Genomic DNA, 24,542 nt, shown 5'->3' with positions numbered 1-24,542 from the left:
CAGGCCGCCTCAGCGGGCCCTCAGGAGGCCCTCAGGGAGCCGCCCGGCGGCGCGTCAGTCCTTCTTGCGGCAGTCCGCGCCCAGGCAGTTGGCGTTCTGCACCACCGGGCGGCCGCCGACCAGGACCGTGTAGTAGTTCTCCTGCTTGGTGTCCTCACCGGTCCCGATGATCTCCACGGTCTTGTGGTCCGCGGTGGCGCCGGTGCAGGTGACGCGCATCTTGAGCTTGGTCCAGCCGGGCATGTCCGTGCAGCTCAGAGACCGGTCGAGGGTGACCCCGCGGGTCTTCAGCTCGTCGATGCCCGTGGTCATCATCGAGGCGCGGAGCTGGTTCTGCGTCGCGTAGCGCAGTTCCTTGCCGCTGAAGAGCGTGACGTAGGCGATGGCGGCGCCGCCGCCGGCCACGAGCAGGCCGACGGTGCCGAGGGCGACGGCTTTGGTACGAGAGAGCTTCACAGGTCGTAGCGTCACCGGAGGTGAGGTTGCTCACGCGCCGCGCCGGGCGCGTTTTCCCGGGATCATGCGAACTCGTTGCAAGATCAGGAAGGACAGCCCCTGCCCAGGCAGGTCTTGTCCACCACCTGACGGCCGCCGACCATGATCACGTACCGCTCGCGCGGGTGGTCGGAGCCCGCGTCCGCGGTCGTCCCGGTGACCTCGACCGGCTCGCCGCCGATCGTGCGGCCGGTGCAGTCGATCACCACGACCGAGCCGGACTGGGCCTTCGGGCTGGTGCAGCTGGGGCGGCCGTCCAGCTTGATGCCGCGTTCCTGCAGCTCCCGGATGCTGCCGTCGGTCACGGCGGTACGGTACGCGCCGTCGGAGATCCGCGTCATCATCTCGCAGCCCGACAGCGACACCGCCAGCACGACCGCCAACGCGCCTGCCCGCAGCAACGCGCCCGCCCGTGCCGGCGCGCCTGCCCGCAACAATGCGCCTGCCCGCAGTAGCGCGCCTGCCTGGATCGACACGCCCGCCCGGATCGGCGCGCCCGCACGCGTCGGCGCAGCCCCGCGCGAGGGCTTCACGGGGTGTCCTGGGCCAGGACCCGGGCGACGGCGTCGGCCACGGCGTCGGGCCGGTCCAGGGTGACCATGTGCTTGCAGTCGCGCAGCTCCAGCTGGCTGCCGTACGGCGACATGTCGGCCAGCCTGCGGTGGTTCTCGATCCACTCGCCGATCTTGTCCTCGCCTTTCACGTCCCCGAGCGCGGTGATCACGACCAGCGGGATCTTGGGGAACGGGCGGCGCTCGCGCAGCGCGGCCAGGTCCGCGGCCTCCTCGCGGTAGACGAACTCCTCGGCGAGGGCCGTTCCGAGGACCGTGCCGCGCCCGTAGACCGACCGGACGACGTCCGCCGGAACGGGCTCGTCGCGGTCGCTCATCTGGCGCATGACCAGCTTGCGGCCGCGCGGGCCGATCAGCCGGGCGATCCGGGTCGCGCCGAGGACGACGCCGAGCCCCGTGGCGGCGGGCACCAGCAGCGGGGACAGCCGCAGGCGGGCGTGCGGGTCGCGCTCGTAGCTCGGGTCGACCAGCACCATGGCGCGCACCAGTTCGGGGTGCAGGCGGGCGAGGGCCTCGGCGTGGAACCCGGCCATCGAGTGCGCGAGCACCGTGACGGGGGCCCCGGCCCGTTCGGCCAGCCCGGCCAGCAGCGCGGCGTCCCGCCGCAGGCTCGGCGCGGCCTTGGCCGCCGGGCTCAGACCCAGCCCCGGCCGGTCGAAGTTGATCACGCGGTGGCGCTTCTCGAGCAGTTCCACGGTCGGCGCCCAGTCGAACCAGGCCTCGCCCAGCCCGCCGCTCAGCAGCAGCGGCGGCCCGTCCGCCGGGCCGCTCTCGACGACATGGACCTCTTCACCGTCGATGTTCTCGATCGTGATGCCGGTGGTCACAGCGGGCTCTTCTCCCGTACGGCGGTCTTGCCGGTGGTCGCCCGGCGGGCCTTGAGGCGGTCGGCGTACAGCGCCCAGGCGATGGTGAACAGCCACAGGCACAGGACGCTGATCTGGAAGCGCTGGATGATGCCGAGCCAGCGCCCGAGCAGCATCGCCAGCAGGGTGCTGAGCGCGAAGACGGTCTCGGCCAGCGCCAGCGGCCAGCCCCAGCGGGCCAGCACGGGCCACCATCCGTACCGGCGCGCCGCGATCGACAGCGTCAGCATCGACAGCACGCCGCAGACGATCACCGTGGTGCTGGTCACCGAGTGGAACTGGTGGGAGAACGAGACGTTCTCCGACCGTTCGCGCAGCGCGCAGCCGGTCTCCATGCTGGGCGCGCAGTCCAGCGGGAAGACCGCGTCGCCGATCGCGCAGACCCCGAACGCGGCGAAGAAGATCCACCCGGTCACCGACCAGCGGCGGCGACGCAGCGTCATGAGGCAGATGGTCGCGACCACGATCGACAGCACGCCCGTGACCAGGTCCCCGGCGCTGTAGATGACATGAAACGGCTGGTCAACGGCCGAGAGTTCGCTCACATAGCCATTGATGCCGTCGAGGTTCGGACTGAGGAAGTGTTCGAGAAGGAATGTCCCGTAGGTGACCCCCGCTACGGCGGCCAGGATGGCCGCGATCGCGGGCGCTACTCCGGGCCCGTCCGGCTGTGTCCGGCTCCCATGGCCACTCCCCACCTCCCCAGATGAGTCCGGCTCCACACCGTTCCCCCTTGCCGTCGCCACTGCGCCGCCCACCCCAGTATTTCCTTACTCAGCATAAGGAAGTGACTGGGGCGCCACTTTCACGTCCCGTAATCGTTGTACTAGCGGCGAGCCATGCGTCTACCACAGCGGGTGATTTGTCTGGGTCAGGCTTGACCTGCTTGTTTGTACTCTTGGATGGGTATCAATTCACCATGAAGACGACCCAAACGCTTCAATGGGGGTGATCCGGGGCACTTTGCTCACTGTCCGTGACGCCGTGCTTCGGTGCGCGTCTCCCCGCTGACTTTCAAGGAGTACCAACACGTGACTTTGGTGAACGACGCGGCTCCCGCAGTGCGATCCACTGGTCGCAAGTTCCGCGCCTTCACGGCGAAGCACCTCGACGAGCTCACCGCTCGCGCCGGGCTCTCGCCCGAACAGCAGCTGGCCACCCGCGCGGTGGCCACCGTCCTGCCGTTCCGCACCAACTCGTACGTGCTCGATGAACTGATCGACTGGGACGCCGCTCCCGACGATCCCATCTACCGGCTCGTCTTCCCGATGGCGGACATGCTCCCGGCCGATGACGTCGCTCATCTGTCGGACCTGCTCCGCAAGGAGGCGCCGAAGGCCGAGATCGAGGCCGCCGCGAACGCGGTGCGGATGAAGCTGAACCCGCACCCGGCCGGGCAGATGGAGCTGAACATTCCCAGCTTCGGGGACGGCAAGGTCCCGGGGCTGCAGCACAAGTACGACGAGACCGTGCTGTACTTCCCCAAGCAGGGGCAGACGTGCCACGCGTACTGCACCTACTGCTTCCGCTGGGCGCAGTTCATCGGCGAGCCGGACCTGAAGATGGCCGGCGACGACTCGCAGCAGCTGCGCGAGTACGTGCTCGCGCATCCCGAGGTGACCAGCGTGCTGTTCACCGGCGGCGACGCCATGATCATGGGCGAGTCGGTGCTGCGCCGCTACGTCGAGCCGCTGCTGGACCTGGAGCAGCTGGAGTCGATCCGGATCGGCACCAAGTCGCTGGCCTACTGGCCGCAGAAGTTCGTGACCGACCCGGACGCCGACGACATGCTGCGGCTGTTCGAGCAGGTCGTCGAGTCGGGCAAGAACCTGGCGTTCATGGCCCACTTCTCGCACCCGCGCGAGCTGGAGCCGCTGGTGGTCACCGAGGCCGTCCGGCGCATCCGCGACACCGGCGCGGTCATCCGCACGCAGGCGCCGCTGATCCGCACGATCAACGACGACCCGGCGGTCTGGGAGACGATGTGGCGCACCCAGACGCGGATGGGCATGGTCCCGTACTACTTCTTCGTCGAGCGCGACACCGGACCGCAGGACTACTTCGCGGTACCGCTGGCCGAGGCGTACGAGATCTTCCGGAACGCCTACAAGAACGTCTCCGGGCTCTCGCGCACGGTGCGCGGGCCCTCGATGTCGGCCACGCCGGGCAAAGTGTGCGTGGACGGCGTGCTGGACCTGATGGGTGAGAAGGTCTTCCAGCTGCACTTCATCCAGGCGCGCGACGCCGAACTGGTGGGCAAGCCGTTCTTCGCCCAGTACGACCCGAACGCGGTCTGGCTGGACGATCTGAAGCCCGCCTTCGCCGACAAGTTCCCGTTCCAGCCCTGACGATCCGGAAGGGCGGCGGAGAACCGTAACTCCGCAAGACGGCAACATCGCAAGTCATCGCAAGACCGCAAGTCACGGCAACACCGCGAGAACAGCGACGCGGCGTGCCGGGTGAACCTCGAGAGCGCCCGGCACGCCGCGAATTGCGTGTTCTGCCTGTTCAGGACCGTCTGTTCAGGCCCGTCCGCTCAGCCGCCGTGCCCGTACTGGGGCACGATGCTCGCCCGCGCCAGCGTGTGCGCGGTGATGTTGAAGCCCGCGACGGCCGGCGACACCTCCGAGTCGATGCCCAGCTTGTCGACGTCCAGCGCGTGCACGGTGAACACGTACCGGTGCGGGTCGCCGGGCGGCGGGGCGCTGCCGCCGAACGCCTTGATCCCGTAGTCGTTGCGCGCCTGCACGCCGACCGTGGCGTCCTCGGCTCCGGCGCCCGTCGGCAGGTCGGTCACGTCGGCCGGGATGTCGAACATCACCCAGTGCCAGAAGCCGCTGCCGGTCGGCGCGTCGGGGTCGAAGCAGGTCACCGCGAAGCTCCTGGTCTCGGCCGGGAAGCCGGCCCAGCGCAGCTCGGGCGAGAGGTTCTCGCCGCTGAAGCCCCAGTCGTTGAAGACGTGCTTGTTGCTCAGCTGCTTGCCGTGCGCCACGTCGTCGCTCTCCACGGTGAACGACGGGACCTGCGGCAGGTGCTCGTGCGGCAGCGGGGCATTGGTGGGCATGCCGACCCCCTCCTCTGACGATCGTTTGCGTTGCTCACCTCCATACCTACCAGTCGCTCACGTCTTGACCGCGCCCATCGTGAAGCCCGTCACGAAACGGTCGAGGAAGAGATTGAAGACGAACGCGATCGGAACCGCCATGATGACCGTCGCGGCCTGCAGCGACTGCCAGAAGAACACGTCGCCGCGGATCAGCTGGGTCGGAACGCCGGTGCTGACGACCATCTTCGGGCTCGCCGAAACGAACGCCAGCGCGTAGACGAACTCGCTGGCGGTCAGGGTGAACGAGAAGACGACCACGGCCACGATCCCGGGGAAGACCAGCGGCAGCACGGTCCGCAGGAACGCGCCCAGCCGGCTGTAGCCGTCGACCATCGCCTGCTCCTCGACGTCCTTCGGCACCGCCTTGAGGAAGCCGATCAGCAGCCACACCGACACCGGGACGGTGATCGTCGGGTAGACGACCACCATCGACCAGAGCGTGTCCTCCAGCCCGAGCGCGACGACGACCCTGGTCAGCGACAGGAACAGCAGCGACGGCGGCACCAGGTAGACCAGGAAGATCGCGATGCCCATCGGGGTGCCCCATGGCCGGTTGAGCCGCGCCAGCGAGTACGCGGCGGGCAGCGCCAGCACCAGCGTGAGCACCACGACCAGCGCGCCGACCAGCAGCGTGTTGCCGACGAACCTGAGGAACGGCGTGTCGGTGAACAGGTAGGTCACATGGTCGGGGGTCGCGGGCTCGTTGAAGGTGAACGGGTCGTTGTCGGGGTTGTACAGGTCGCGGTTCTGCTTGAACGCGCTGACCAGGCTCCACAGGAACGGCAGCGCGCAGACCAGCGCGGCCAGGACCGCCGCCCCGTACACCCCGCACCGCGCGGCGACGTGCCGCAGCGCGTACCGCCGCCGCAGCCGCGCCATCTCGCGCGCCGTCTGCCGCTGCGCCCCGTTGGTCACCAGCCCCGCCCCGGTCACCGTCGTGCCTCCGCCAGTGTCACTGCGCCTCCGCGTCGCGTCGCTGCCTCCGCCCGTGTCACTGTGCCTCCAGCCGGCGTACGGCGCGCAGGATCGCGACCGCGCCCGCGAGCAGGATCGGGAACAGGAACAGCGCGATCGCCGCGCCCTGCCCGACGTCGCCGCCCTCGATGCCGCGGAAGTACGCCCAGGAGGCCAGCACGTCGGTGGAGTGCGTCGGCCCGCCGCGCGTCAGCACGTACGACACGGTCATGTCGGTGAACGTCATGATCGCGCCGAACAGCCCGGCCACCGCGATCACCGGCATCGTCAGCGGGATGGTGACCTCGAACATCCGCCGCCAGAACCCGGCGCCGTCGATCCGCGCCGCCTCGTCGATGTCGCGCGGGATCGCGACCAGCCCCGCCATCACGATGACGGCCGCGAGCGGCGTGAGCCGCCAGACCTGCACCGCGATCACGGACGCGATCGCGGTCCCGGGCCTGCCCAGCCACACGACGTTGGTGTCGATCACGCCGATCTGCCGCAGCACCCAGTCGATGGGGGAGTAGATCGAGTCCAGCAGCCACAGCCACGAGATCGTCGACAGCGCGACCGGCGTGGTCCACGGCAGCAGCACCAGGAACCGCACGAACCACTTGCCGTGGAAGTCGGCCACCAGGATGTTGGCGAGGATCTTGCCGAGCACCACGATGAGCACCATCGTCACCGCGGTGAACGAGATCGTGTTGATCAGCGACCGCCAGAACACCTGGTCGTCGAAGATGGCGCGGAAGTTGCGGAAGCCGACGAAGTCGTAGGACGGGTCGCCGGTCGTCACGTCCGAGAACGCGAACGCGATGGCCAGCAGGAACGGCACCCCGACCAGCGCGATGATGTAGACGACCGAGGGCAGCAGCATCGCCCAGGCCAGGAAGCCCTCGCGGTCGGCCAGCCCCGCCTTGGGCTCGCGCGGGGGCTGGAACGTGCCGTCCGGCGGGCCCTTCGGAACGCCGCCGCGCAACCGCGCGTGCGTCATCTGCAGCCCCGCCCCTTCTTCCGCCGCATCCCCTCAGCCCCCGATCCGTACGGCCGACGTCCGTTCGCCCGCCTCGGCGTCGAAGAACCGCAGCCGGCCCGCCACCACCGCGAACTCGTGCGTCTCGCCCGGCGCCAGCGGGGTGGTCACGTTCGCCGGCAGCCGCGCGATCACCCGGGTCGTCTCGCCGATGCCGGTGACGGTCCCGTAGATGTGCCGGTCGCCGGACAGGTACTCCATCCGCTCGATCCGCATCGGCATCGTCACGCGCGCGTCGTACGGCACGTTCTCGGCCGGTAGCAGGTGCTCGGGCCGGAACCCGATCAGCCGGTCGGCGCGCTGCACCAGGTTCATCGGCGGCGCGCCGATGAACGTCGCGACGAAGGTGTCGGCCGGATCGTCGTACACCTCGACCGGCGTCCCGATCTGCCGCACCCGGCCCTTCTCCAGGATCGCGATCCGGTCGCCCAGGCCCATCGCCTCGGCCTGGTCGTGCGTGACGTAGATCGTCGTCGTGCCGACCTGCTCCTGGAAGCGTTTCAGCTCGTCGCGCGCGGTGGAACGCATCTTGGCGTCCAGGTTGGACAGCGGCTCGTCCAGCAGGAACACCGCGGGATCGCGCACCAGCGCGCGGGCGAGCGCGACCCGCTGCCGCTCGCCGCCCGACAGCTGGCGCGGCTTGCGGCCGAGCAGCGGCTCGATCTCCAGCAGCCCCGCCGCCCACTTGGCCTTGCGCTCGCGCGTCGCGCGCGGCGTCTTCTCGGCCTTCAGCGGGAACGTGATGTTGTCCATCACCGTCTTGTGCGGGTAGAGCGCGTACGACTGGAAGACCATCGCGACCTGGCGGATCCGCGGCGGCAGCCCGTTCACCACGTGGCCGCCGATCAGCACCTCGCCCTCGGTCGGCTGCTCCAGCCCGGCGATCGTGCGCAGCAGCGTCGTCTTGCCGCAGCCGGACGGCCCGAGCAGCACCAGGTACTCGCCTGGTTCGGCCGCCAGGTCGACGCCGTCCAGCGCGCGCACGTCGTCGCTCTTGCGCCTCCCGCGCAGGTGCCCGTCGAACGTCTTGACCAGGTCCCGTACTTCAACGGTGTTCAATTGCTCGCTCCGCTCGCGGGCGGGCAGCCGCCCTTACGCGCCGGCTTCCCTCGTCGCTCTGGTCGCAAGCTCCCGACGCTCCTCAGTCCAGCCGGCGCGCGGCCGCCCACCGTGTTCACAACGACTTCAGCCTCCGACCAGCCCGCGCGCCCGCCAGTTCTTGAAGATCGCGTTGATCTGTTTCTCCGCCTCGGCGACGGCGTCCTTGGCGCTCACCTGGCCGCGCGCCGCCCGCCCGAACATGGTCGGCAGCACGTTGGTGCTGAAGATCTCGCCGACCGCCGGGTTGGACGGGCCCGGGTAGCCGATGTTGGCGCTCCACGAGGTGGCGGTCTTCAGCAGCGAGAGCTTGTTGGCCGGGTTGGCGCCGAACGGGTCCTTGTCCAGCCAGCCGTTCAGCTGCGGTACGAGCGAGGGCCAGCCGGGCAGGTCGTAGAGCTCGGAGTTGTAGGTCACCGCCGGGAAGTTGGCGGTGTAGTGCAGCAGGAACTCCTTGGCGGCGTCGGCGTTCTTGGCGTACTTGGGGATGATCCACTGCTGGATCACGTGCTGGGCGGCCATCGCCGCCTTCGGGCCGCGCAGCGCCGGGGTGAAGAAGATGTCGTCGCCGATCTTGGGGTTGGTGCCCATCGCGGTGCGCCAGGCCGAGATCGAGTTCAGGATGTAGGACGACTTGCCCGCGATCAGCGCCTGGTTGTTGGAGGCGGGCACCCACGAGAACACCTCGTTGGTCTCGGCGCCCTTCCACAGCCGCGTCATGTAGTCGACGGCCGCGATCGTCTCCGGCGAGTTGATCGTGACCTTCTCGTTCTGGTCCTGCTCGGAGGCGCCGTAGGACCACATGAGCGCCCGCGCGGCCATGTTGGAGTCGGTCTCGGGGGAGAGCCCGATCCCGCACGGGATCCCCGTCTGCTTCTTGATGTCCGTCGCGCCGCGCAGCAGGTCGTCGTAGCTGGCGGGCCCGTTCGGCAGGCCGACCTTGGACCACATCGACTTGCGGTAGTCGCCGGGGTCGGGCGCCCAGCCGGGGCAGTACGCGTAGAAGTGCTTGGTGTTGGGGTTGTAGCTGGACTTGCGGCACAGCTCCAGCTGCGGCCCCCACCGCCGGGTCGCCTCCTGCACCAGGTCGGTCATGTCCAGCACCGACGGCTCGTACTGGGAGAACGGCGCGATGTGCTGGATCACGTCGTGGCCCTGCCCGGCCTGGATCTCCGACGCGGCCCGACGCGGCACGTCGACGGTGTTGATGTGGTCGACCCGCACCGACACACCGACCCGTTTGCCCCAGTCGGCGACGAACTTGTCGAACCACTTGTCGTGCCGGGGCACGAAGTGGCTCCACATCAGGATGGTGAGCGACCCGCCCAGCTTGCGGGTCGGCGCCGTGAAGACCTCCTTGGGCGCCTGCCCGCTGGGCTTGGCCTCGGGACCGCTGCTTTCGCTGGCGCATCCCGAGAGGGCGTACGCTCCCGCGGCGGCGAGCGCCGAAGAAGAGAGGAATCCGCGTCTGCTCAGCCGCTCGGCCATGGGGAGCTCCCTTGCCGCCGAAGGTCGTCACCTTCGAAGTTAGATCGGCAAGGCCGCCCCATCCAGAGGCAAAGAGGTAACTCTATGTAACTACAGCCACTCGCGAAGCAACCGCCCCACGAGCCCCGGCGAAGCTACTTGGTGGTGGCCGAGATGTAGGCCTCGATGACCTCGGCGGGGTCGCCGTCCATGCGCATGCGGCCGTCGTCGAGCCAGATGACCCGGTTACAGGTCTCCTCGATCACGTCCATGCTGTGCGCGACGAGGAAGACCGCGCCGGCGTCCTTGCGGAGCTCGTTGATCTTGGCCTGGCTGCGCTGCTTGAACTTGGCGTCGCCGGTGGCGAGGGCCTCGTCGATCAGCATGACGTCGTGGGTGCGGGCGGCCGCGATCGCGAACCGCAGGCGCGCGCCCATGCCGGAGGAGTACGTCGACATCGGGTAGTCGATGAAGCCGGCCTTGAGCCCGGCGAACTCGACGATCTCGTCGTACTTCTCGCGGGTCTCCTCCATGGTCATGCCCATCGCCAGGCAGCCGAGGATGATGTTGCGGGAGCCGGACAGGTCCTTCATCAGCGCGGCGTTGACGCCGAGCAGCGAGGGCTGGCCGTCGGTGTAGACGCCGCCCCTGTGCGGCGGCAGCAGGCCGGCGATGGCCTTCAGGAGGGTCGACTTGCCCGAGCCGTTGGTGCCGATGACGCCGATCGCGTCGCCGCGGTAGGCGACGAACGACACGCCCTTGACGGCGTGGATCTCCTTGACCTGCGGGCCGGACTCGCGCTTCACCATCCGCAGCATCGCGGTCGCCGCCGTGCCCTTGCCGCCGCTGGTGCTGCCGTACACGCGGTAGATGATGTGCAGGTCGTCGACCACGACGATGGGCTCGCGGCTGGGGTCGATCGCGATCGCGGCCGAGTCGGTCTGCGCGTTCCGGTTCTTCAGACCCTTAGCCACGGCCGTACCTGTCCTCTGCACGGTAGAAGTACCAGAAGCCGGCGGTGATGCCGACGACCGCCCAGGCGATGGCGTAGATCCACAGCTGCTGCGTGTCGTGCCAGTGGTACTTGGTCAGGTCCTTGTTGTAGGACTTGAGCAGCACGGTCCTGGAGAGCTCCAGGTAGACGTAGCCCGGGTTGGCCCGCATCAGGTCCAACAGGATGGGGAGTTTCTCCATCTTGTGGGCCAGCGCGGGCAGGAAGAAGATGACGCCCGAGGCGTACAGCCAGGTCCGCAGGATGAACGGCAGCAACTGCTGGACGTCCGGCGTGAACGCGCCGACCCGGGCCAGGACCAGCGCGGCGCCCATGTTGAAGACCATCTGCAGCAGCAGGATCGGCACGATGAGCAGCCAGCTCCACATGAGCGGCTCGCCGAACCCCAGGATGATCACGAACATCACCGCCATCGAGATCAGCAGCTGCTGGAGCTCGATGACGACATAGGAGAACGGCAGTGAGGCCCGGGGGAAGTGCAGCGCCCTGATCAGCGACAGGTTGGAGCTGATCGACTTGGCCCCGGCCGTGATCGAGTTCTGCGTGAAACTGAAGATGAAGACACCGGTCACCAGGAACGGCATGAAGTTGGTGACGCCGCGCTTGCTGTTCAGCAGCAGACCGAAGATCAGGTAATAGACGCCGACGTTCAGCAGCGGCGTCAGTACCTGCCAGAGCTGCCCCAGCCGCGAGTTGGTGTAGCGCGACCGCGTCCGGGCCGAGGCGAAGGCCCAGATGAAGGTGCGTCGCTGCCAGACCTCGGCGATGTACTTGCGCAGCGGGGGGCGTGCCGCGCTCTGCTTCAGCCCGAAGCGCGCGGCGAAATCGGCCAGCTTCTCGGGGCGGTGTCCATTGGTGCCAGGACGTTCCGCCAGAGTGTCGACCGACTCGCCACCCGAGGAGCTGAGCCGTTCCGGGTGACTCATGCCGGGAAGCCTATTGCAGTCCACGTTGTGTGAGGTACGTTCGCCCACATGTGACCCCCGCTTTGTGATCTTTGGGGAATCATGTCCGCTTCCCTGGGGATACCCCCGTCATGCGCGCGAATCACCGGACACGAGCCTCCTGGTCGCCGGTCGTGATCGTTCGATCGCGGCCCGATGCAGGTGTGATCAGCAGGCTATCCAAGATCGACCGTAAGGCGTTCGACCGCGTGGCCGCGGCGCACCTGCCCGGCCTGGAGAACGTCCTGCCGCGGCTGTCGCGGCTCGCCGACCACGGAGTGCTGTGGTTCTCGGTCGCCGCGGGCCTGGCGGCGACCCGGCGGCCGAGCCTCCGGCGCGCCGCGCTGCGGGGCACGCTCGCGATCGCGGTGGCCAGCCCGGTGGTCAACATCCTGGGCAAGCAGGCCTTCCGGCGGCAGCGGCCCGTCGTCGACCTGGTGCCCGCGATGCGGATCCGCTGGAAGCTGCCCACCTCGCACGCCTTCCCCTCGGGGCACTCGGCCTCGGCGGCCGGGTTCGCCACCGGCGTGGCCATGGAGGCGCCGCGTGCGGTCGCGGTCCCGGTGGCCGCCACCGCGGCGGCCGTGGCGTTCTCCCGCGTCTACACCGGGGCTCACTATCCCGGGGACGTGCTGGCGGGCCTCGGCATCGGCGTGGCGGCGGGGCTCGGCACCCGCATGGCGTGGCAGGCGCGGCCGCCGGTCGCGCACGCGTCCAAGGTCGCCACCACCGACATCGAGATCACCGAGGACGGGCGCGGCGTCGTCGTGGTGATCAACGACAAGGCGGGCGCGGGCGGGGGTGACGGCGGCGGAGCGCGGGTGCCGCGCCTGTCCGACCTGGAGATCGCGTTGCTGGAACGCGACCTGCCCGCGGCCGAGATCGTGCGGGTCGGCCCGGAGGGCGACCTGCTGAAGGAGCTGGAGGAGGCGGCCGTCCGGGCGGAGGTGCTGGGCGTCATGGGCGGCGACGGAACGATCAACGCCGGAGCCAAGGTGGCCCTGCGGCACGACGTTCCGATGCTGCCGATCCCCGGCGGGACGCTGAACCACTTCACGCGGGCGCTGGGTCTCGAGACCGCCGCCGACGCCGTCGCCGCCTATAAGAAGGGCGGCCTGGCGAAGGTCGATGTGGGATCGGTCACATCGAGCGGCGGCGACGAGCTGGTCTTTCTCAACACGGCGAGCTTCGGTGCCTACACGGAGCTCGTGCACCGCAGGGAGCGGCTGGAGGGGCGGCTCGGCAAGTGGCCCGCGCTCGCGGTGGCCGCGGTCCGCACGCTGCGGCACTCCGAGCCGGTGGACGTGCTCGTCGACGGCGAGCGGCGCAAGATCTGGCTGGCGTTCGTCGGCAACGGCATGTACGGGTCGCGCGGCGCGGCGCCCACCTGGCGCGGCCACCTGGACGACGGGCAGCTCGATGTCCGGATCGTCACGGCCGCCCGGCGCTACTCCAAGATGCGGGCGCTCGCCTCGGTGATGGCCGGTCACCTGCACGCCGCGCCGGGCTACCACGCCTGGCACGGCACGACGCTGGAGCTCTCCTCGCTCCAGGGCTCGCTGCCGGTCGCGGTCGACGGCGAGCTGATGAAGATGCCGCCGAAGGCCCGGTTCGGTAAACGAGCCGGAGCCTTGGCGGTCTTCACTCCCTCAAGGACGCACTGAACGTCAGTACCTGGGGCGCACTAGACCTCTAGGGCGCGCTGAACGTCAGATCGCAGTGGCGGAGGCCCGCGACGACGGATGATCCGTTGTACGCGGGCTTCCCTGCCTTCTCGATCCCTTCGTACCGGCTCGTCATGGCCTCCAGGACCAGGCGGATCTCCATCCGGGCGAGCGCCGCGCCCAGGCAGAAGTGCGGCCCGAACCCGAACGCCAGGTTCAGCGCGTCGGGACGCCGGGAGATGTCGAACTCCCCGGCGGCCGGGCCGAACGCCGCCTGGTCGCGGTTGCCCGACCCGTACAGCAGCATGACCCTCTCGCCCTCGGGCACCACGGCCCCGCCCAGCGGCACCGGCCGGGTGGCCGTGCGCAGGAAGTAGACGACCGGGGAGGTCCAGCGCAGGATCTCCTCGACCGCCGTCGGCGTCAGCCGGGCCGGGTCGGCGCGCAGGGCGGCCCACTGGTCCGGGTTCTCGGCGAACGCCAGCAGCCCGCCCGACAGCGAGTGGCGCGTCGTCTCGTTGCCCGCGACCAGGAGCTGGATCAGGAACATCACCAGTTCGAGGTCGGTCAGGGCGTCACCGTCCAGCTCCAGGGTGGCGAGCTGGGAGATGACGTCGTCGCGCGGGTCGGCGCGGCGCGCGTGGGCCTGCTGGATGAGGTACGTGCCGCACTCGATGCGCAGCGCGTTGCGTTCCTCCTCGGTGAGGTCGGGGTTGGCGCCCGGCACGATGGCCTCGGACCAGGCGTGGAACTTCGGCCAGTCCTCCTCGGGGATGCCGAGCAGCAGGCAGATCACCTGCAGCGGGAGCGGAACGGCCAGCTCGGTCACGATGTCGGCCGGCGAGCCGGGTGCGATGGGTTCCAGGAGCGCGGCGACGCGTTCGCGCACCGCGTCCTCCAGGCGCCGCAGCACCGACGGCCGGAACGCGGGCGCGACCAGGCCGCGGTAGCGGGTGTGGTCCGGCGGGTCGAGGTGCATGATCGTCGGCGGCGCGTCGTAGGTGACGCCCTCGACCAGCTCGGAGATGAGGATGCCGTCGGCCGACCGGAACGCCTCCGGGTCGGTGACGGCGGCGTGCACGTCGGCGTGCGCGGAGACCACCCAGAGCGGCAGGTCGGGGTGGCGCAGCGGCGAGCCGTGCGCGCGGAATCGCGCGTACAGCTCGTGCGGGTGCCCGTCGCCGAACCACCCGTCGGGGAAGTCCTTGGGGACCTCGGTCACGCTTCCCCCGCTCGCCTTCGGGGCGCTCTTTGCCACCGCCTTCCCTCCTCGCTCCTTCGTCGCTCGTCAGTCGAGGTAGGTCGGCGCGGAGTAATGAGTAGGGCGCCGCGCCCCTGCGGCTCGCTCACGGGAGGATGCCGTCCGGGCGCGGGATGCCGGCGGCGTCGCAGAGGGCGAAGTAGGCGTTCAGCGTCGACTCGCCGTCCACGATGCCGCTGATGTTGCCGTCCTTGTCGAACTCGATGAACGCGCCCTCGATGATGAAGAGGATGTCGCTGTCCTCCTCGATCGTGAGCGTGTGGATCGAGCCCGGCGGCTCGTGGATGAACGTTCCGGCCACGTAGTCGACGCCGTACTCCTTGTAGCGCCAGCGGCCGGAGAAGGTGAAGGCGTGCACGCTTCCGGTGTGCTTGTGGGTCGGGAGCTGGAAGCCCGCCTGGAAACGGTTGCGCACCACCCAGGTGTCCGCGGACACCCGCAGGACCTGCAGGCCTACCGGTCCGGCGTTGACCCAGGGAAGATCATCGGAGTGCACGTATCCGACCAGCGGGCCCATCGATTCAGTCATGAGCAAACGCTAGGTAGGTGTACGTCCGGTAATCAAGACCCTTGCCGTTTTCACGTGCTTTCGAGCCTTTTTCTGCTGATTCTGCTGGACTGGACCGGGTAGAGGAGGTCGTGGGGGAAGCACAGAGGGAGCGGCCATGTCCGAGGGCATCGATCCGAGCGTCCTCACCGACGACGACCTGCTGCGCGAGCTGGCCGACCTGTACGACACGAGGCTGGCGGCGATGCGGCACGCGGCGGACCAGGCGTTCGCCGACCACACCCGGAGGATGTACCGGCTGGAGGCCGAGTACGTGCGGCGGCGGCCGTCCCGGGAGGTCGACCCGCTCCGCCTCCACTCGGGCGCGTAGCACTCGCGCGTAACACCGATCCTGGTCGTAGCAAGCGCTTGGCCGAATCCGGCCGCGGGACCTTGGTATGGACTTGAGTCTCTGTAACGGTGGTGCGCATGCCACGAGTTCGCTACGGCCCGCGTACCCCCGACGAACTGGACGGCGCCCGAGCGGCGCGCGCCCGCATCCCCGACATCTGGTCCACCGGCGTGATCGCCGTCTGGGAGACCGACCCTGACGCGCTCGCGCAGGTCCTCCCGCCGCCGCTGAAACCCGCCGCCCGCCCGCTCGTGCGCGCCACGATCAGCAGCGTCGACCTGCCCGGCGGGCACCTGCTCGGCGCCGGATCGGTGGCGGTACGGGCCGTGCACGACGGTCTGGAGGGCGACTATCCGCTGGTCATGCCCATGACGACCGAACGGGCGCTGATCGGCGGACGGGAGGTGTTCGGCGAGCCCAAGAAGCTCGGCGACGTCGTCGTCCGCCGCGACGGCGACCACGTCAGCGCCGGGCTCACCCGGCACGGCATCTCGTTCGTGCTGGTGAGCGGCGAGGTCACCGGCGAGCTCCCGCCCCCGCCCGACCACGAGAACCTCGACTTCTACTTCAAGTTCCTGCCCGCTCCCGACGGCGACGGCCTGGACTCCGACGCCGCGCTCGTGCACTGCGTGCGCCGTGGCCGGACCCGCTCCCTGCACCGCGTCGAGGGCACCGTCGTCCTGAACGAGTCGCCGTTCGACCCGGTCGCCGACCTGCCGGTGCGCGAGCTGGTCGAGATCACGCTGGGCGAGCGGACCTCGGTCCAGGAGGGCCGGATCGTCGAGCGCGTGCCCGCCGAGTCGCTGCTGCCCTACGTTCACCAGCGCTACGACGACCCGATGCAGGCGCTCGATGCTTGACCGGCTCGAGGGCAAGGTCGCGGTCGTCACGGGCGGCGCGGGCGGCATCGGGCTGGCGATGGGCCGCGCGTTCGCGGCGCAGGGCATGCGGGTGGTCCTCGCGGACGTCGAGGAGCCCGCGCTGACCAAGGCCGCCGGCGAGATCGGCGCGCTCGGCGTCCTCGCCGACGTGACGTCGGAGAACTCGATGCGCGAGCTCGCGGACCGGGTCTACGAGGCGCACGGCGCCGCGCACCTGCTCTGCAACAACGCGGGCATCGGACCGGCCGCCGCGCCGCCCATGTGGGAGCAGGAGACCGGCGACTGGCGCTGGGGCCTGGACGTGAACGTGCTCGGCATCCTGCACGGGCTGCGCGCGTTCCTGCCCCGCATGATCGCCTCCGGCGAGCCGGGCCACGTCGTCAACACCGCGTCCGGCAACGGCGGGGTCGCGCCGATCCCGTCGGCGGCGGTCTACGCGGTCACCAAGGCCGCCGTCGTCACGCTCACCGAGTGCCTGTACGGGCAGCTCGGCGACACCGCGATCGGCGCGTCCGTGCTGTTCCCCGGCCCGCACATGCTGCGCACAGGGATCTTCACCGCCGAACGCAACCGGCCGGCGCGCTATGCCCGGACCGTCCCCGGACCGCCCGCGCGCGACGCCGACGAGGTGGCCGAGATGTTGCGGGCGCACGGCGTCGACCCGCGGTTCACGCCGGTCGAAGAGGTCGCGGACCAGGTGGTGGAGGCGGTCAGGGAAGACCGGTTCTGGATCCTGCCCGACAGCGACCGCACCGACGCGATGATCCACGCCCGCACCGAGTCCATGCGCACCCGTTCCACCCCGACTTACCTGCGAGGGGCCTCATGACCGCTTCCCACGAGCCGTACCTGATCATCTCCGCGGACACCCACGCCGGGCTGCCGACGCCGCAGTACGCCGAGTTCCTCGATCCCGCCTACCGCGAGGCGTTCGACGGCTTCCTCGCCCAGCAGGCCGCGATCGCCGACGCGCGCAAGCAGCTCGGGCTGCAGAACGAGGAGTTCGCCGGGGAGTGGTTCGAGGAGCACGAGGAGGAGTTGCGGGCCGGCTGGGACGCGGCGCGGCGCGACGAGGAGCTCGACAAGGACGGCGTGGTCGGCGAGGTCATCTTCCCCGACGCCGACGCGGTGGCGGGCAGCACCGCCGCGCCGTTCGGCGCCGGGCTCGGGATGGTCGGGGCGGACTACGACCCCGAGCTCGCGCTCGCCGGGGCCAGGGCGCACAACCGCTGGCTGGCCGGGCTGTGCCAGGACTCGCCGGAACGGCGGCGCGGCGTCATCGTCGCGCCGATCGTCGGCGACGTGAACGGCGCGGTGAAGGAGATCCGGCGCGCCCATGGCGAGGGACTGCGCGGCGGGATCATGATCCCGTCGATGTGGGGCGAGGGGCAGAAGCCGTACCACGACAAGTGCTACGACCCGGTCTGGGCGGTGTGCGAGGCGCTCGGCCTGCCCGTTCACACGCACTCGGGAGCGGCGCCGCGCGCGGAGCTCGGCACCCACCTCGGCCTGTACGTGACCGAGGTCGTGTGGTGGTCGGCCCGGCCGCTGTGGTTCCTGCTCTGGACGGGCGTCTTCGAGCGCTTCCCGGGCCTCCGGTTCGGCGTCACCGAGTCGGGCGCCTGGTGGGCGGGCAACCTGCTCTGGCAGATGGACGTCGCCTACGACCGCGAGCACGGCACGCAGAAGCTCGCCTCGTTCGGCGAGCACATGAGGAAGCGCCCGTCGGAGTACTTCGACGGGCATTGCTTTATCGGCATGTCGACACCGAAGCGCCGCGAGCTGTCGCACCGCTACGAGGTCGGCGTCGGCAACCTGCTGTGGGGCAACGACTTCCCGCACCCCGAGGGCACCTGGCCGCACACCCGCGACTGGCTGGCGCACGCGTTCGGGGACATTCCGGTCGGCGAGGCCCGTGCCATGCTGGGCCTGACCGCCGCACAGACCTACGGCTTCGACACCCGAGCGCTCCGGCCGCTGGCCGACCGGATCGGGCCCACCCCCCAGAACCTCGGCCAGGACAAGGCCGACACGTCGGTCTGGGACGCGGCCCGCGAGACCGGCCGGCACTGGCTCACCGGTCCGGACGTTCCGGCGGTCGTCGGGGCCGCGAGGAGGGCTCGATGAACCATCTCGTCATCTCCGCCGACGCGCACGCCGGCGCGGACCTGCTCGAATACCGCCCCTATTTGGAATCAAGCCGGCATGACGAGTTCGACGCGTGGGCCAAGGCCTACGTCAACCCGTTCGCCGACCTCCAGGCGAAGGGCGCGGAGCGGAACTGGGACTCGGACCTGCGGCTGCGGGAGCTGGAGCAGGACGGCATCGTCGCCGAGGTCCTCTTCCCCAACACCGTTCCGCCGTTCTTCCCGTCCGGCAACCTGACCGCGCCGCACCCGTCCGCGCAGGATTACGCGCTGCGCTGGGCGGGGCTGCGGGCCCACAACCGGTGGATGGCCGACTTCTGCGCGGCGGCGCCGGGCCGCCGGGCGGGGGTCGCGCAGATCATGTTGAACGACGTCGACGACGCGGTGAAGGAGATCCGCTGGGCGCACGAGGCGGGCCTCACCGGCGGCATCCTGCTGCCGGGCGTCGCGCCGGGCGCGCCGGTGCCGCCGCTGCACTCCGACGTGTACGAGCCGATCTGGCGTACGTGCGCGGAGCTCGGCATGCCGGTCAACCATCACGGCGGAACGGGCGCGCCGGGTCTTGAGCCGAACCCGGTGTCGCTGGCGGTCTTCATCGTCGAGGTGAGCTGGTACGCCCACCGGGCGCTCTGGCATCTGATCTTCGGCGGCGTCTTCGAGCGCCACCCGGACCTGCGGTTCGTGCTGACCGAGCAGGGGTCGGACTGGATTCCCGGCGTGCTGAAGACGCTCGACTACTACTACTCGCGCTTCCGTTCCGGCGACGAGACCGCCGAGGCCAAGTTCGGCGGGCCCGCGGCGTCGCAGCTGTCGCTCAAGCCCAGCGAGTACTTCGCCCGCAACTGCTATGTCGGCGCCACGTTCATGAAGCCGTCGGAGATTCCGCTGCGTCACGACATCGGGATCGGCCGGATCATGTGGGGCAGCGACTTCCCGCACGACGAGGGAACGTTCCCGTTCAGCCGCGAGGCGCTGCGCCGCACGTTCCACGACGTGCCCGCCGACGAGCTGCACGCGATGCTCGCCGGCAACGCCGCGCAGGTCTACGGCTTCGACCTCGCGGCACTGCGCCCGCACGCCGACCGCGTCGGCCCGAGCGAGGAGGAGATCGGCCGCCCGCTGACCGAACTGCCGAAGGGCGCGACCAGTCCCGTCTTCAACCCGGAGACCATCATCCGCGCGTGGTGACTCGTGTACTCTGCGTGATCGAACGATGACACCCCCCGGTCACGACGTTCCGTGGCATCCGGCCTTCTCCGGGTGCCACGGTTCACCACTTTTCGGGGAGGTGACGCGAGATCGTGAGTGGGAGCAGACGCCGCATCAGGCGACGCTGGCGGCACAGCCGCGGCGGTCAGCCGAACCTGGGGGAGTACACCATCCGCTCGTGGCCCTACGTGGCCGGTTCGACGGCGGTCACGGTGGTCCTCCTCGGCGCCTACATGGTGGTCGACACCGGCTCGAGCACGCCGGGAGCGTCGGCGGCCGAACGCCCGGACGCGGCGGCACCGCCGCCCGCCGCCTCGCCCGGGGCGAGCGGCGACGGCGTCACGCCTCAGATGCGGGCCCTCGGCATCACGCGCCGGATCAGCGCGTTCAGCACCCGCTACAAGGCGGGCGAGCCGCGCGTGCGCAACATCCGGCTCGGCGCGGCCGCGCTGAACGGTCAGGTCGTCCGGCCCGGCGCCACGTTCTCGTTCAACAGGGTCGTCGGGCCGCGCACCCGCCGGCGCGGCTACGTCCCGGCCCCGACGATCGTCGGGGCGCGCCTGGTGAACGACGTCGGCGGCGGCATCTGCCAGGTCTCGGCGACGCTGTTCAACGCGGTCTTCGAGAGCGGGCTGCGCATCAAGAAGGCGCGCGCCCACAGCCTGTGGATGCCCGAGTACCCCAAGGGACGTGAGGCCGCGGTCTACTACCCGGGCCTCGACTTCGTCTGGCGGAACGACTCCGGGCGGCCGGTGATGATCCAGGCCATGACGACCCCGACCTCGCTCACCATCACCCTGTGGGGCACGCGGCGCTTCGGCGTGAGGTCCAAGGAGTCCAAGCCGTACGCGCGCAAGCCCTACTCCTCGGCCGTCGACCACGGCGCGCGCTGCGTGCCGATGCGCGGCGGGCAGGGCTTCCAGATCAACGTGTGGCGCTTCCTGCAGTCCGACGGCCGCCCGATCCGCCGGGAACGCTTCCACACCACCTACCAACCGCAGACCCGGGTCCGCTGCGCCAAATAACACGCCGATCTTGCTCTCAGCGCCCTCTGGCGCCCCGAATGAGGGCGCTGAGAGCAAGATCGGCGTATTGGGGGGCTTGGGGTGGGGTGAGAGGGTGGGGAGCATGGCGCTGAGTGAAGGGCTGAGTGAAGGTAGGTACGAGCTCGGACCGGAGGGCGGGCGGCTGCTGCTGAAGACGAGCCGCAGCGGCCTCGGACGCCGGGCGGGCCACGACCTCACGATCGAGGCCACCCGCTGGTCGGCGACCGTGACCCTGGGGACGGACGCCGGCTCCTCGTCGGTCGAGGTGTCGGTCGAGGTGGACGGCCTGGAGGTCGTGGAGGGAACCGGGGGCGTGCTGCCGCTGTCGGACTCCGACCGGACCGAGATCCGCAAGAACCTGCGCAAGGTGCTCCAGGCGGACCGGCATCACGCGATCACGTTCGAGGCCGGTGGAGCGTCGGGAACGCCGGAGGACTTCACCGTCGAGGGCGAACTGACGATCGTGGGTCGTTCGCAGTCACTGACCGTTCGCGGCGGCGAGAAGGACGGGCGGATCACGGGCGGCGCGACGGTCCGGCAGAGCCGCTGGGGCATCAAGCCGTACTCGGCGTTCTTCGGCGCGCTGAAGCTCGCCGACGACGTGGAGATCGTCTTCGAGCTCGCGATCCCCGCCCCATGAAGATCGTTTTGCGTTAGATTGCGGGCACCTCTGCTCCCCGTACCTGGAGGAACGATGCCCCGCGAGACGCTCACCCGCCGCGATTTCGGAAAGGCCGCCGGGATCGCCGGAGTCGGCGCCGGCGTCGCCGGACTGGCCGGATGCTCCTCGGGTTCGGCCGACGTCTCGCGCGTCGCGGCCGCCCGCACCTGGAAGACCAGCGGCTCGGCGCTCGCGGGCCTCAGCGGCTTCGACTCCACGCTCAAGTCGTTCATGCAGGCCCGCAACATCCCCGCCGGGCAGCTCGCGGTCGTCCGCAAGGGCAAGCTGGTCCTGACGCGCGGCTACACCTGGAGTGGCAGCACCACGCTGAACGCCCAGCCGACCTCGCTGTTCCGCATCGCCAGCCTCTCCAAGCCGCTCACCGCGACCGCCGTGCTGCGGCTGGTCCAGGACGGCAAGCTGAAGCTCACCGACAGCGCCGCGACGCTGCTCGGCCTCTCCACGACCGCCGACCCGCGGCTGAAGAGCGTCACCGTGCTCCGGCTGCTGCAGCACCTGGGCGGCTGGGACCGCAACATCACGCCCGACCCGATGTTCCAGGACAAGACGATCGCCACCGCGCTCGGCAAGGCGCTGCCGATCAAGCAGGCGGACATCATGCGGTACGTGTCGGGCCGCAAGCTCGACCACGCGCCGGGCACCGCCTACGCCTACTCCAACTACGGCTTCATGCTGCTCGGCCGGATCATCGAGAAGGTGACCGGCAAGAGCTACGCGACGTACGTGCAGGACACCGTGCTCACGCCGCGCGGCATCACGCGGATGAAGCAGGGTCACACGCTCACCCACACCACCGGCGAGATGCCGTACTACTCGGCCAATCTGGGGCCGACGGTCTTCGACAACACCGGCACGTCGGTGTCCTTCCCGTACGGCGCGTTCAACCTCGAGAACATGGACTCGCACGGCGGCTGGCTGGCCAGCGCGATGGACCTCACCCGCTTCGCCTCGATCTACGACGGCGGCACCTCGGTGCTGAACGCGGCGTCGATCAGCCGGGCGTTCGCCAAGCCCGAGACCGGGATCAACGCCAGCGGCTACTACTACGGCTGTGGCTGGCTGGTCCGGCCGGTCACCGGCGGCCTCAACACCTGGCACGACGGCAGCCTGTCCGGCACGAGCACGCTGATGGTCCGCCGGTTCGACGGGCTGAGCTGGGCGGTGCTGTTCGACCAGCGGCAGGAGGGCAGCGCGCCGAGCTACGACGACATCGACGGGCTGCTCCACAAGGCCGCCAACGCCGTCACGACCTGGCCGGCCGGCGACCTGTACTCCAAGTACTTCTGAGGGCTGCGGCGCGGGCGAACTGGTCGTCCAGCGTGCGCGGGAACGGCACGATCCGGTGCCGGTCCCGCCACGCCGCGAACTGCCGTACGGCGTTGAAGCCCGCCGCGGTGACGATCCGGCCGGCGTGCTCGGCGAGCGGCCAGGCCGGGTAGACGTCCAGGTGCGCGACGTCGGCGGGCAGGTCGTCCGGGCGGTGCGGCGCGATGAGCGTGAACGCCGGGCTCAACCCTTCCAGCGCCGCGGTCTCCCGGGCGTAGGCGACCAGCTCCAGGATCTCCTCGTCGGGACCCGAGTGAACGATCAGCCAGCCAGAGATCTCCGCGCCTTTGGCCGGAGGATCGACGAGCGTCAAGGGTGTGATCTCGCCGGACACCTTCTGGAGGTAGGCGAGGTGGTCGGCTTCCAGAGGCTCCAGGACGAACGTTCGGTCGAAGTGGGGCGGGTCGGCGGGGACCAGTGGCCGGTAGGCGTTCCAGCGCAGGCGGCGCGCGAGGTGGGTGACGCGGGTGCCGGAGGGGATCATCGCTGCGGTCAGCTCGCCCTTCAGGCCCGCCGGGAACGCGTCGACGATCAGCTCGTCGGGCGCCGTCAGGGTGGCCGGCGTTTCGACCGGCTGGACCGTCCAGTCGCCCACGACCCGGGGATCGGCCGCGAACTCCGAGCCGGTCAGGATCGTGACGGGTTCAGCGTCCCTGCCGAGCGTGTGCAGCGCGGCGCGGATGCGGGTGAGGTGGCCGAGCCCGTCGCCGCGCGCGTAGCAGGCGATCACCGCCGCGAGACCCCGGCGACCTCGTCGAAGACCGCGAGGTAACCGGCGGTCTCGTTCGCGGGCGTGAAGTCCTTGCGGATGCGCTGCTCACCGGCGGAGCCGAGCGCGGCCAGTTCCTCCTCGCTCGCCCGCGCGGCCTTGCCGATCGCGTCCCGGCAGGCGTGCGGGTCACCGGCCGGGAACGTGAACCCGATCTCGTCGTCGGCCACGTCCGCCAGGCCGCCCGCGTCCGAGGCCAGCAGCGGCACGCCCAGCGCCGCCGCCTCCAGCGCCACGTTCGGCATCCCGTCATAGAACGACGGGAGCGCCGCGAGGTCGCAGGACGCGTAGACCGAGGGCAGTTCGTAGCGTTCGAGGAACGGCAGGAAGGAGTGCGCGAGGCCGTCGGCCCGTTCGGCCAGCCACGCCCGCACGCTCTCCTCGACCTCGCCGACCAGCAGCAGGTGGAACGCCTCGGCATGACCGGACGCCTGCAGCGCGTCGAGGAAGAAGCCGATGCCCTTCTTGTTCTTCAGCTGGCCGATGACGCCGATCGTGCGCTTGCCCGGCGCGACGTGCTCGGCCCGCCAGGCGCGGGCGCGCTCGCGTTCGGACGGCAGGATCTGCCAGTCGGCCATGTCGACGCTGTTCGGCACCCACGTCACGGCCGCGTCGGGAACCAGCGCCTTGACCAGTGGCTCGTGCGAGCGGGCGACCAGGCAGACGCGCGCCGACGCGGCGAGCGCCTCGCGCAGAACGCCGCGGCGCCGCATCGAGAACACGCCGATGTCGATGTCGTTCCCGCGCAGCAGCGTGATCAGCGGTGCGTGCAGCAGTGCGGACAGGACGGGCGCGCCGAGCATGGAGTACGTGCCGCCGAACGCGACGACGTGCGTGTAGGCGGCGCGTTCGGCGGTGAGCACGGTGAGGAGGCGGCGCAGCGCGTTCTCCGGGTCGTCCTCCAGCGGCGCGGTCAGCAGCCGGCCGCCGTGCTCGCGCTCGACCCGCCACGGCCGTTCCCGCCGGGTGAGGTGCGCGACGTCGACCTCGGCGCCCGCCGCCCGCAGGCCGCGCACGATCCGGTCGCACGACTGGGCCATGCCGCCCTGGCTCGGCGGGTAGTGCTCGGTGAGCCACAGAACGCGCGTCATCAGCCGTCCACTCGCGT

General features: G+C 70.2%; 25 protein-coding genes. 10 read left to right on the top strand and 15 right to left on the bottom strand.

All coding sequences use genetic code 11. From position 1 onward, the window contains the following. Positions 1-54: 54 nt before the first annotated feature. The 4 genes from J4573_RS09575 to J4573_RS09560 form a co-directional block, all read right to left on the bottom strand. Positions 55-456 carry a hypothetical protein gene (locus tag J4573_RS09575; RefSeq protein ID WP_208254913.1) on the bottom strand — a complete coding sequence of 134 codons (402 nt, stop codon included), beginning with the start codon at positions 454-456 and terminating at the stop codon, positions 55-57. An 83-nt stretch (positions 457-539) separates the two neighbouring features. Beyond that, a complete protein-coding gene (locus J4573_RS09570) occupies positions 540-1,028 on the bottom strand; it encodes a hypothetical protein (RefSeq protein WP_243772678.1) in 489 nt (162 codons plus the stop codon). Further along, a complete protein-coding gene (locus J4573_RS09565) occupies positions 1,025-1,894 on the bottom strand; it encodes an alpha/beta fold hydrolase (protein WP_307796572.1) in 870 nt (289 codons plus the stop codon). Before J4573_RS09565 ends, J4573_RS09570 begins: the two co-directional genes overlap by 4 nt. Then, positions 1,891-2,631: a DUF998 domain-containing protein gene (locus J4573_RS09560; RefSeq protein WP_307796571.1), complete on the bottom strand. Its 741-nt coding sequence runs from the start codon at positions 2,629-2,631 to the stop codon at positions 1,891-1,893. The genes J4573_RS09565 and J4573_RS09560 overlap by 4 nt, the downstream gene beginning before the upstream one ends. 333 nt (positions 2,632-2,964) lie before the next feature. Here J4573_RS09560 and J4573_RS09555 point away from each other — a divergent pair, with 333 nt between their 5' ends. Beyond that, positions 2,965-4,281 carry a KamA family radical SAM protein gene (locus tag J4573_RS09555; RefSeq protein ID WP_208254912.1) on the top strand — a complete coding sequence of 439 codons (1,317 nt, stop codon included), beginning with the start codon at positions 2,965-2,967 and terminating at the stop codon, positions 4,279-4,281. A gap of 188 nt (positions 4,282-4,469) precedes the next feature. On the opposite strand, the gene J4573_RS09550 is transcribed toward J4573_RS09555, so the two are convergent. The 7 genes from J4573_RS09550 to J4573_RS09520 all read right to left on the bottom strand — a co-directional run bounded on the left by J4573_RS09550 (position 4,470) and on the right by J4573_RS09520 (position 11,532). Beyond that, a complete protein-coding gene (locus tag J4573_RS09550) occupies positions 4,470-4,997 on the bottom strand; it encodes a YbhB/YbcL family Raf kinase inhibitor-like protein (RefSeq protein WP_208254911.1) in 528 nt (175 codons plus the stop codon). A 57-nt stretch (positions 4,998-5,054) separates the two neighbouring features. Then, positions 5,055-5,972 carry a carbohydrate ABC transporter permease gene (locus J4573_RS55205; protein WP_208254910.1) on the bottom strand — a complete coding sequence of 306 codons (918 nt, stop codon included), beginning with the start codon at positions 5,970-5,972 and terminating at the stop codon, positions 5,055-5,057. Between the two features lie 58 nt (positions 5,973-6,030). Beyond that, positions 6,031-6,990, bottom strand: coding sequence for a carbohydrate ABC transporter permease (locus J4573_RS09540; protein WP_208254909.1), 960 nt, complete (start codon positions 6,988-6,990; stop codon positions 6,031-6,033). A gap of 33 nt (positions 6,991-7,023) precedes the next feature. Further along, positions 7,024-8,088, bottom strand: coding sequence for an ABC transporter ATP-binding protein (locus J4573_RS09535; RefSeq protein ID WP_243772677.1), 1,065 nt, complete (start codon positions 8,086-8,088; stop codon positions 7,024-7,026). Positions 8,089-8,214: 126 nt separating this feature from the next. Beyond that, positions 8,215-9,615, bottom strand: coding sequence for an ABC transporter substrate-binding protein (locus J4573_RS09530; RefSeq protein WP_208254908.1), 1,401 nt, complete (start codon positions 9,613-9,615; stop codon positions 8,215-8,217). A 134-nt stretch (positions 9,616-9,749) separates the two neighbouring features. After that, positions 9,750-10,568, bottom strand: coding sequence for an ABC transporter ATP-binding protein (locus J4573_RS09525; protein WP_307796570.1), 819 nt, complete (start codon positions 10,566-10,568; stop codon positions 9,750-9,752). After that, positions 10,561-11,532 (bottom strand): ABC transporter permease, encoded by a 972-nt coding sequence (locus J4573_RS09520; RefSeq protein ID WP_208254907.1) that lies wholly within the window; start codon positions 11,530-11,532, stop codon positions 10,561-10,563. The genes J4573_RS09525 and J4573_RS09520 overlap by 8 nt, the downstream gene beginning before the upstream one ends. A gap of 182 nt (positions 11,533-11,714) precedes the next feature. Here J4573_RS09520 and J4573_RS09515 point away from each other — a divergent pair, with 182 nt between their 5' ends. Further along, positions 11,715-13,214: a bifunctional phosphatase PAP2/diacylglycerol kinase family protein gene (locus tag J4573_RS09515; RefSeq protein WP_307796569.1), complete on the top strand. Its 1,500-nt coding sequence runs from the start codon at positions 11,715-11,717 to the stop codon at positions 13,212-13,214. 28 nt (positions 13,215-13,242) lie between these two features. Here the strand turns inward: J4573_RS09515 and J4573_RS09510 are convergent, their stop codons facing one another. Together J4573_RS09510 and J4573_RS09505 are read right to left on the bottom strand one after the other, a co-directional pair. After that, on the bottom strand, positions 13,243-14,472 hold the full coding sequence (locus J4573_RS09510) for a cytochrome P450 (protein WP_208254905.1): 1,230 nt from the start codon (positions 14,470-14,472) through the stop codon (positions 13,243-13,245). Between the two features lie 88 nt (positions 14,473-14,560). Continuing rightward, positions 14,561-15,004, bottom strand: coding sequence for a 2,4'-dihydroxyacetophenone dioxygenase family protein (locus J4573_RS09505; RefSeq protein WP_208254904.1), 444 nt, complete (start codon positions 15,002-15,004; stop codon positions 14,561-14,563). 136 nt (positions 15,005-15,140) lie between these two features. Here J4573_RS09505 and J4573_RS09500 point away from each other — a divergent pair, with 136 nt between their 5' ends. The 8 genes from J4573_RS09500 to J4573_RS09465 all read left to right on the top strand — a co-directional run bounded on the left by J4573_RS09500 (position 15,141) and on the right by J4573_RS09465 (position 22,626). Further along, on the top strand, positions 15,141-15,353 hold the full coding sequence (locus tag J4573_RS09500) for a DUF6158 family protein (protein WP_208254903.1): 213 nt from the start codon (positions 15,141-15,143) through the stop codon (positions 15,351-15,353). Between the two features lie 98 nt (positions 15,354-15,451). Then, a complete protein-coding gene (locus J4573_RS09495) occupies positions 15,452-16,234 on the top strand; it encodes an acetoacetate decarboxylase family protein (RefSeq protein WP_208254902.1) in 783 nt (260 codons plus the stop codon). Further along, the gene (locus J4573_RS09490) at positions 16,227-17,084 is read left to right on the top strand and encodes an SDR family NAD(P)-dependent oxidoreductase (RefSeq protein WP_208254901.1); all 858 of its coding nucleotides are present in this window, start codon (positions 16,227-16,229) and stop codon (positions 17,082-17,084) included. Before J4573_RS09495 ends, J4573_RS09490 begins: the two co-directional genes overlap by 8 nt. Continuing rightward, the gene (locus tag J4573_RS09485) at positions 17,081-18,382 is read left to right on the top strand and encodes an amidohydrolase family protein (protein ID WP_208254900.1); all 1,302 of its coding nucleotides are present in this window, start codon (positions 17,081-17,083) and stop codon (positions 18,380-18,382) included. The genes J4573_RS09490 and J4573_RS09485 overlap by 4 nt, the downstream gene beginning before the upstream one ends. After that, positions 18,379-19,590 carry an amidohydrolase family protein gene (locus J4573_RS09480; protein ID WP_208254899.1) on the top strand — a complete coding sequence of 404 codons (1,212 nt, stop codon included), beginning with the start codon at positions 18,379-18,381 and terminating at the stop codon, positions 19,588-19,590. The genes J4573_RS09485 and J4573_RS09480 overlap by 4 nt, the downstream gene beginning before the upstream one ends. Positions 19,591-19,703: 113 nt before the next feature. Beyond that, positions 19,704-20,636, top strand: coding sequence for a VanW family protein (locus J4573_RS09475; RefSeq protein ID WP_208254898.1), 933 nt, complete (start codon positions 19,704-19,706; stop codon positions 20,634-20,636). Between the two features lie 103 nt (positions 20,637-20,739). Further along, a complete protein-coding gene (locus J4573_RS09470; protein WP_208254897.1) occupies positions 20,740-21,297 on the top strand; it encodes a YceI family protein in 558 nt (185 codons plus the stop codon). A 54-nt stretch (positions 21,298-21,351) separates the two neighbouring features. Next, positions 21,352-22,626 (top strand): serine hydrolase domain-containing protein, encoded by a 1,275-nt coding sequence (locus tag J4573_RS09465; protein ID WP_208254896.1) that lies wholly within the window; start codon positions 21,352-21,354, stop codon positions 22,624-22,626. Here J4573_RS09465 and J4573_RS09460 read toward each other — a convergent pair. Next, a complete protein-coding gene (locus tag J4573_RS09460) occupies positions 22,583-23,395 on the bottom strand; it encodes a hypothetical protein (RefSeq protein ID WP_208254895.1) in 813 nt (270 codons plus the stop codon). The genes J4573_RS09465 and J4573_RS09460 overlap by 44 nt on opposite strands. Beyond that, positions 23,392-24,525: a glycosyltransferase family 4 protein gene (locus J4573_RS09455; RefSeq protein WP_208254894.1), complete on the bottom strand. Its 1,134-nt coding sequence runs from the start codon at positions 24,523-24,525 to the stop codon at positions 23,392-23,394. Before J4573_RS09455 ends, J4573_RS09460 begins: the two co-directional genes overlap by 4 nt. Between the last annotated feature and the right edge of the window lie 17 nt (positions 24,526-24,542).

Source organism: Actinomadura barringtoniae, from assembly GCF_017573505.1.
GTDB lineage: Bacteria > Actinomycetota > Actinomycetes > Streptosporangiales > Streptosporangiaceae > Spirillospora > Spirillospora barringtoniae.
The sequence above is the reverse complement of the archived record's forward strand: the minus strand, read 5'-3'. Positions and strand labels throughout refer to the sequence as shown.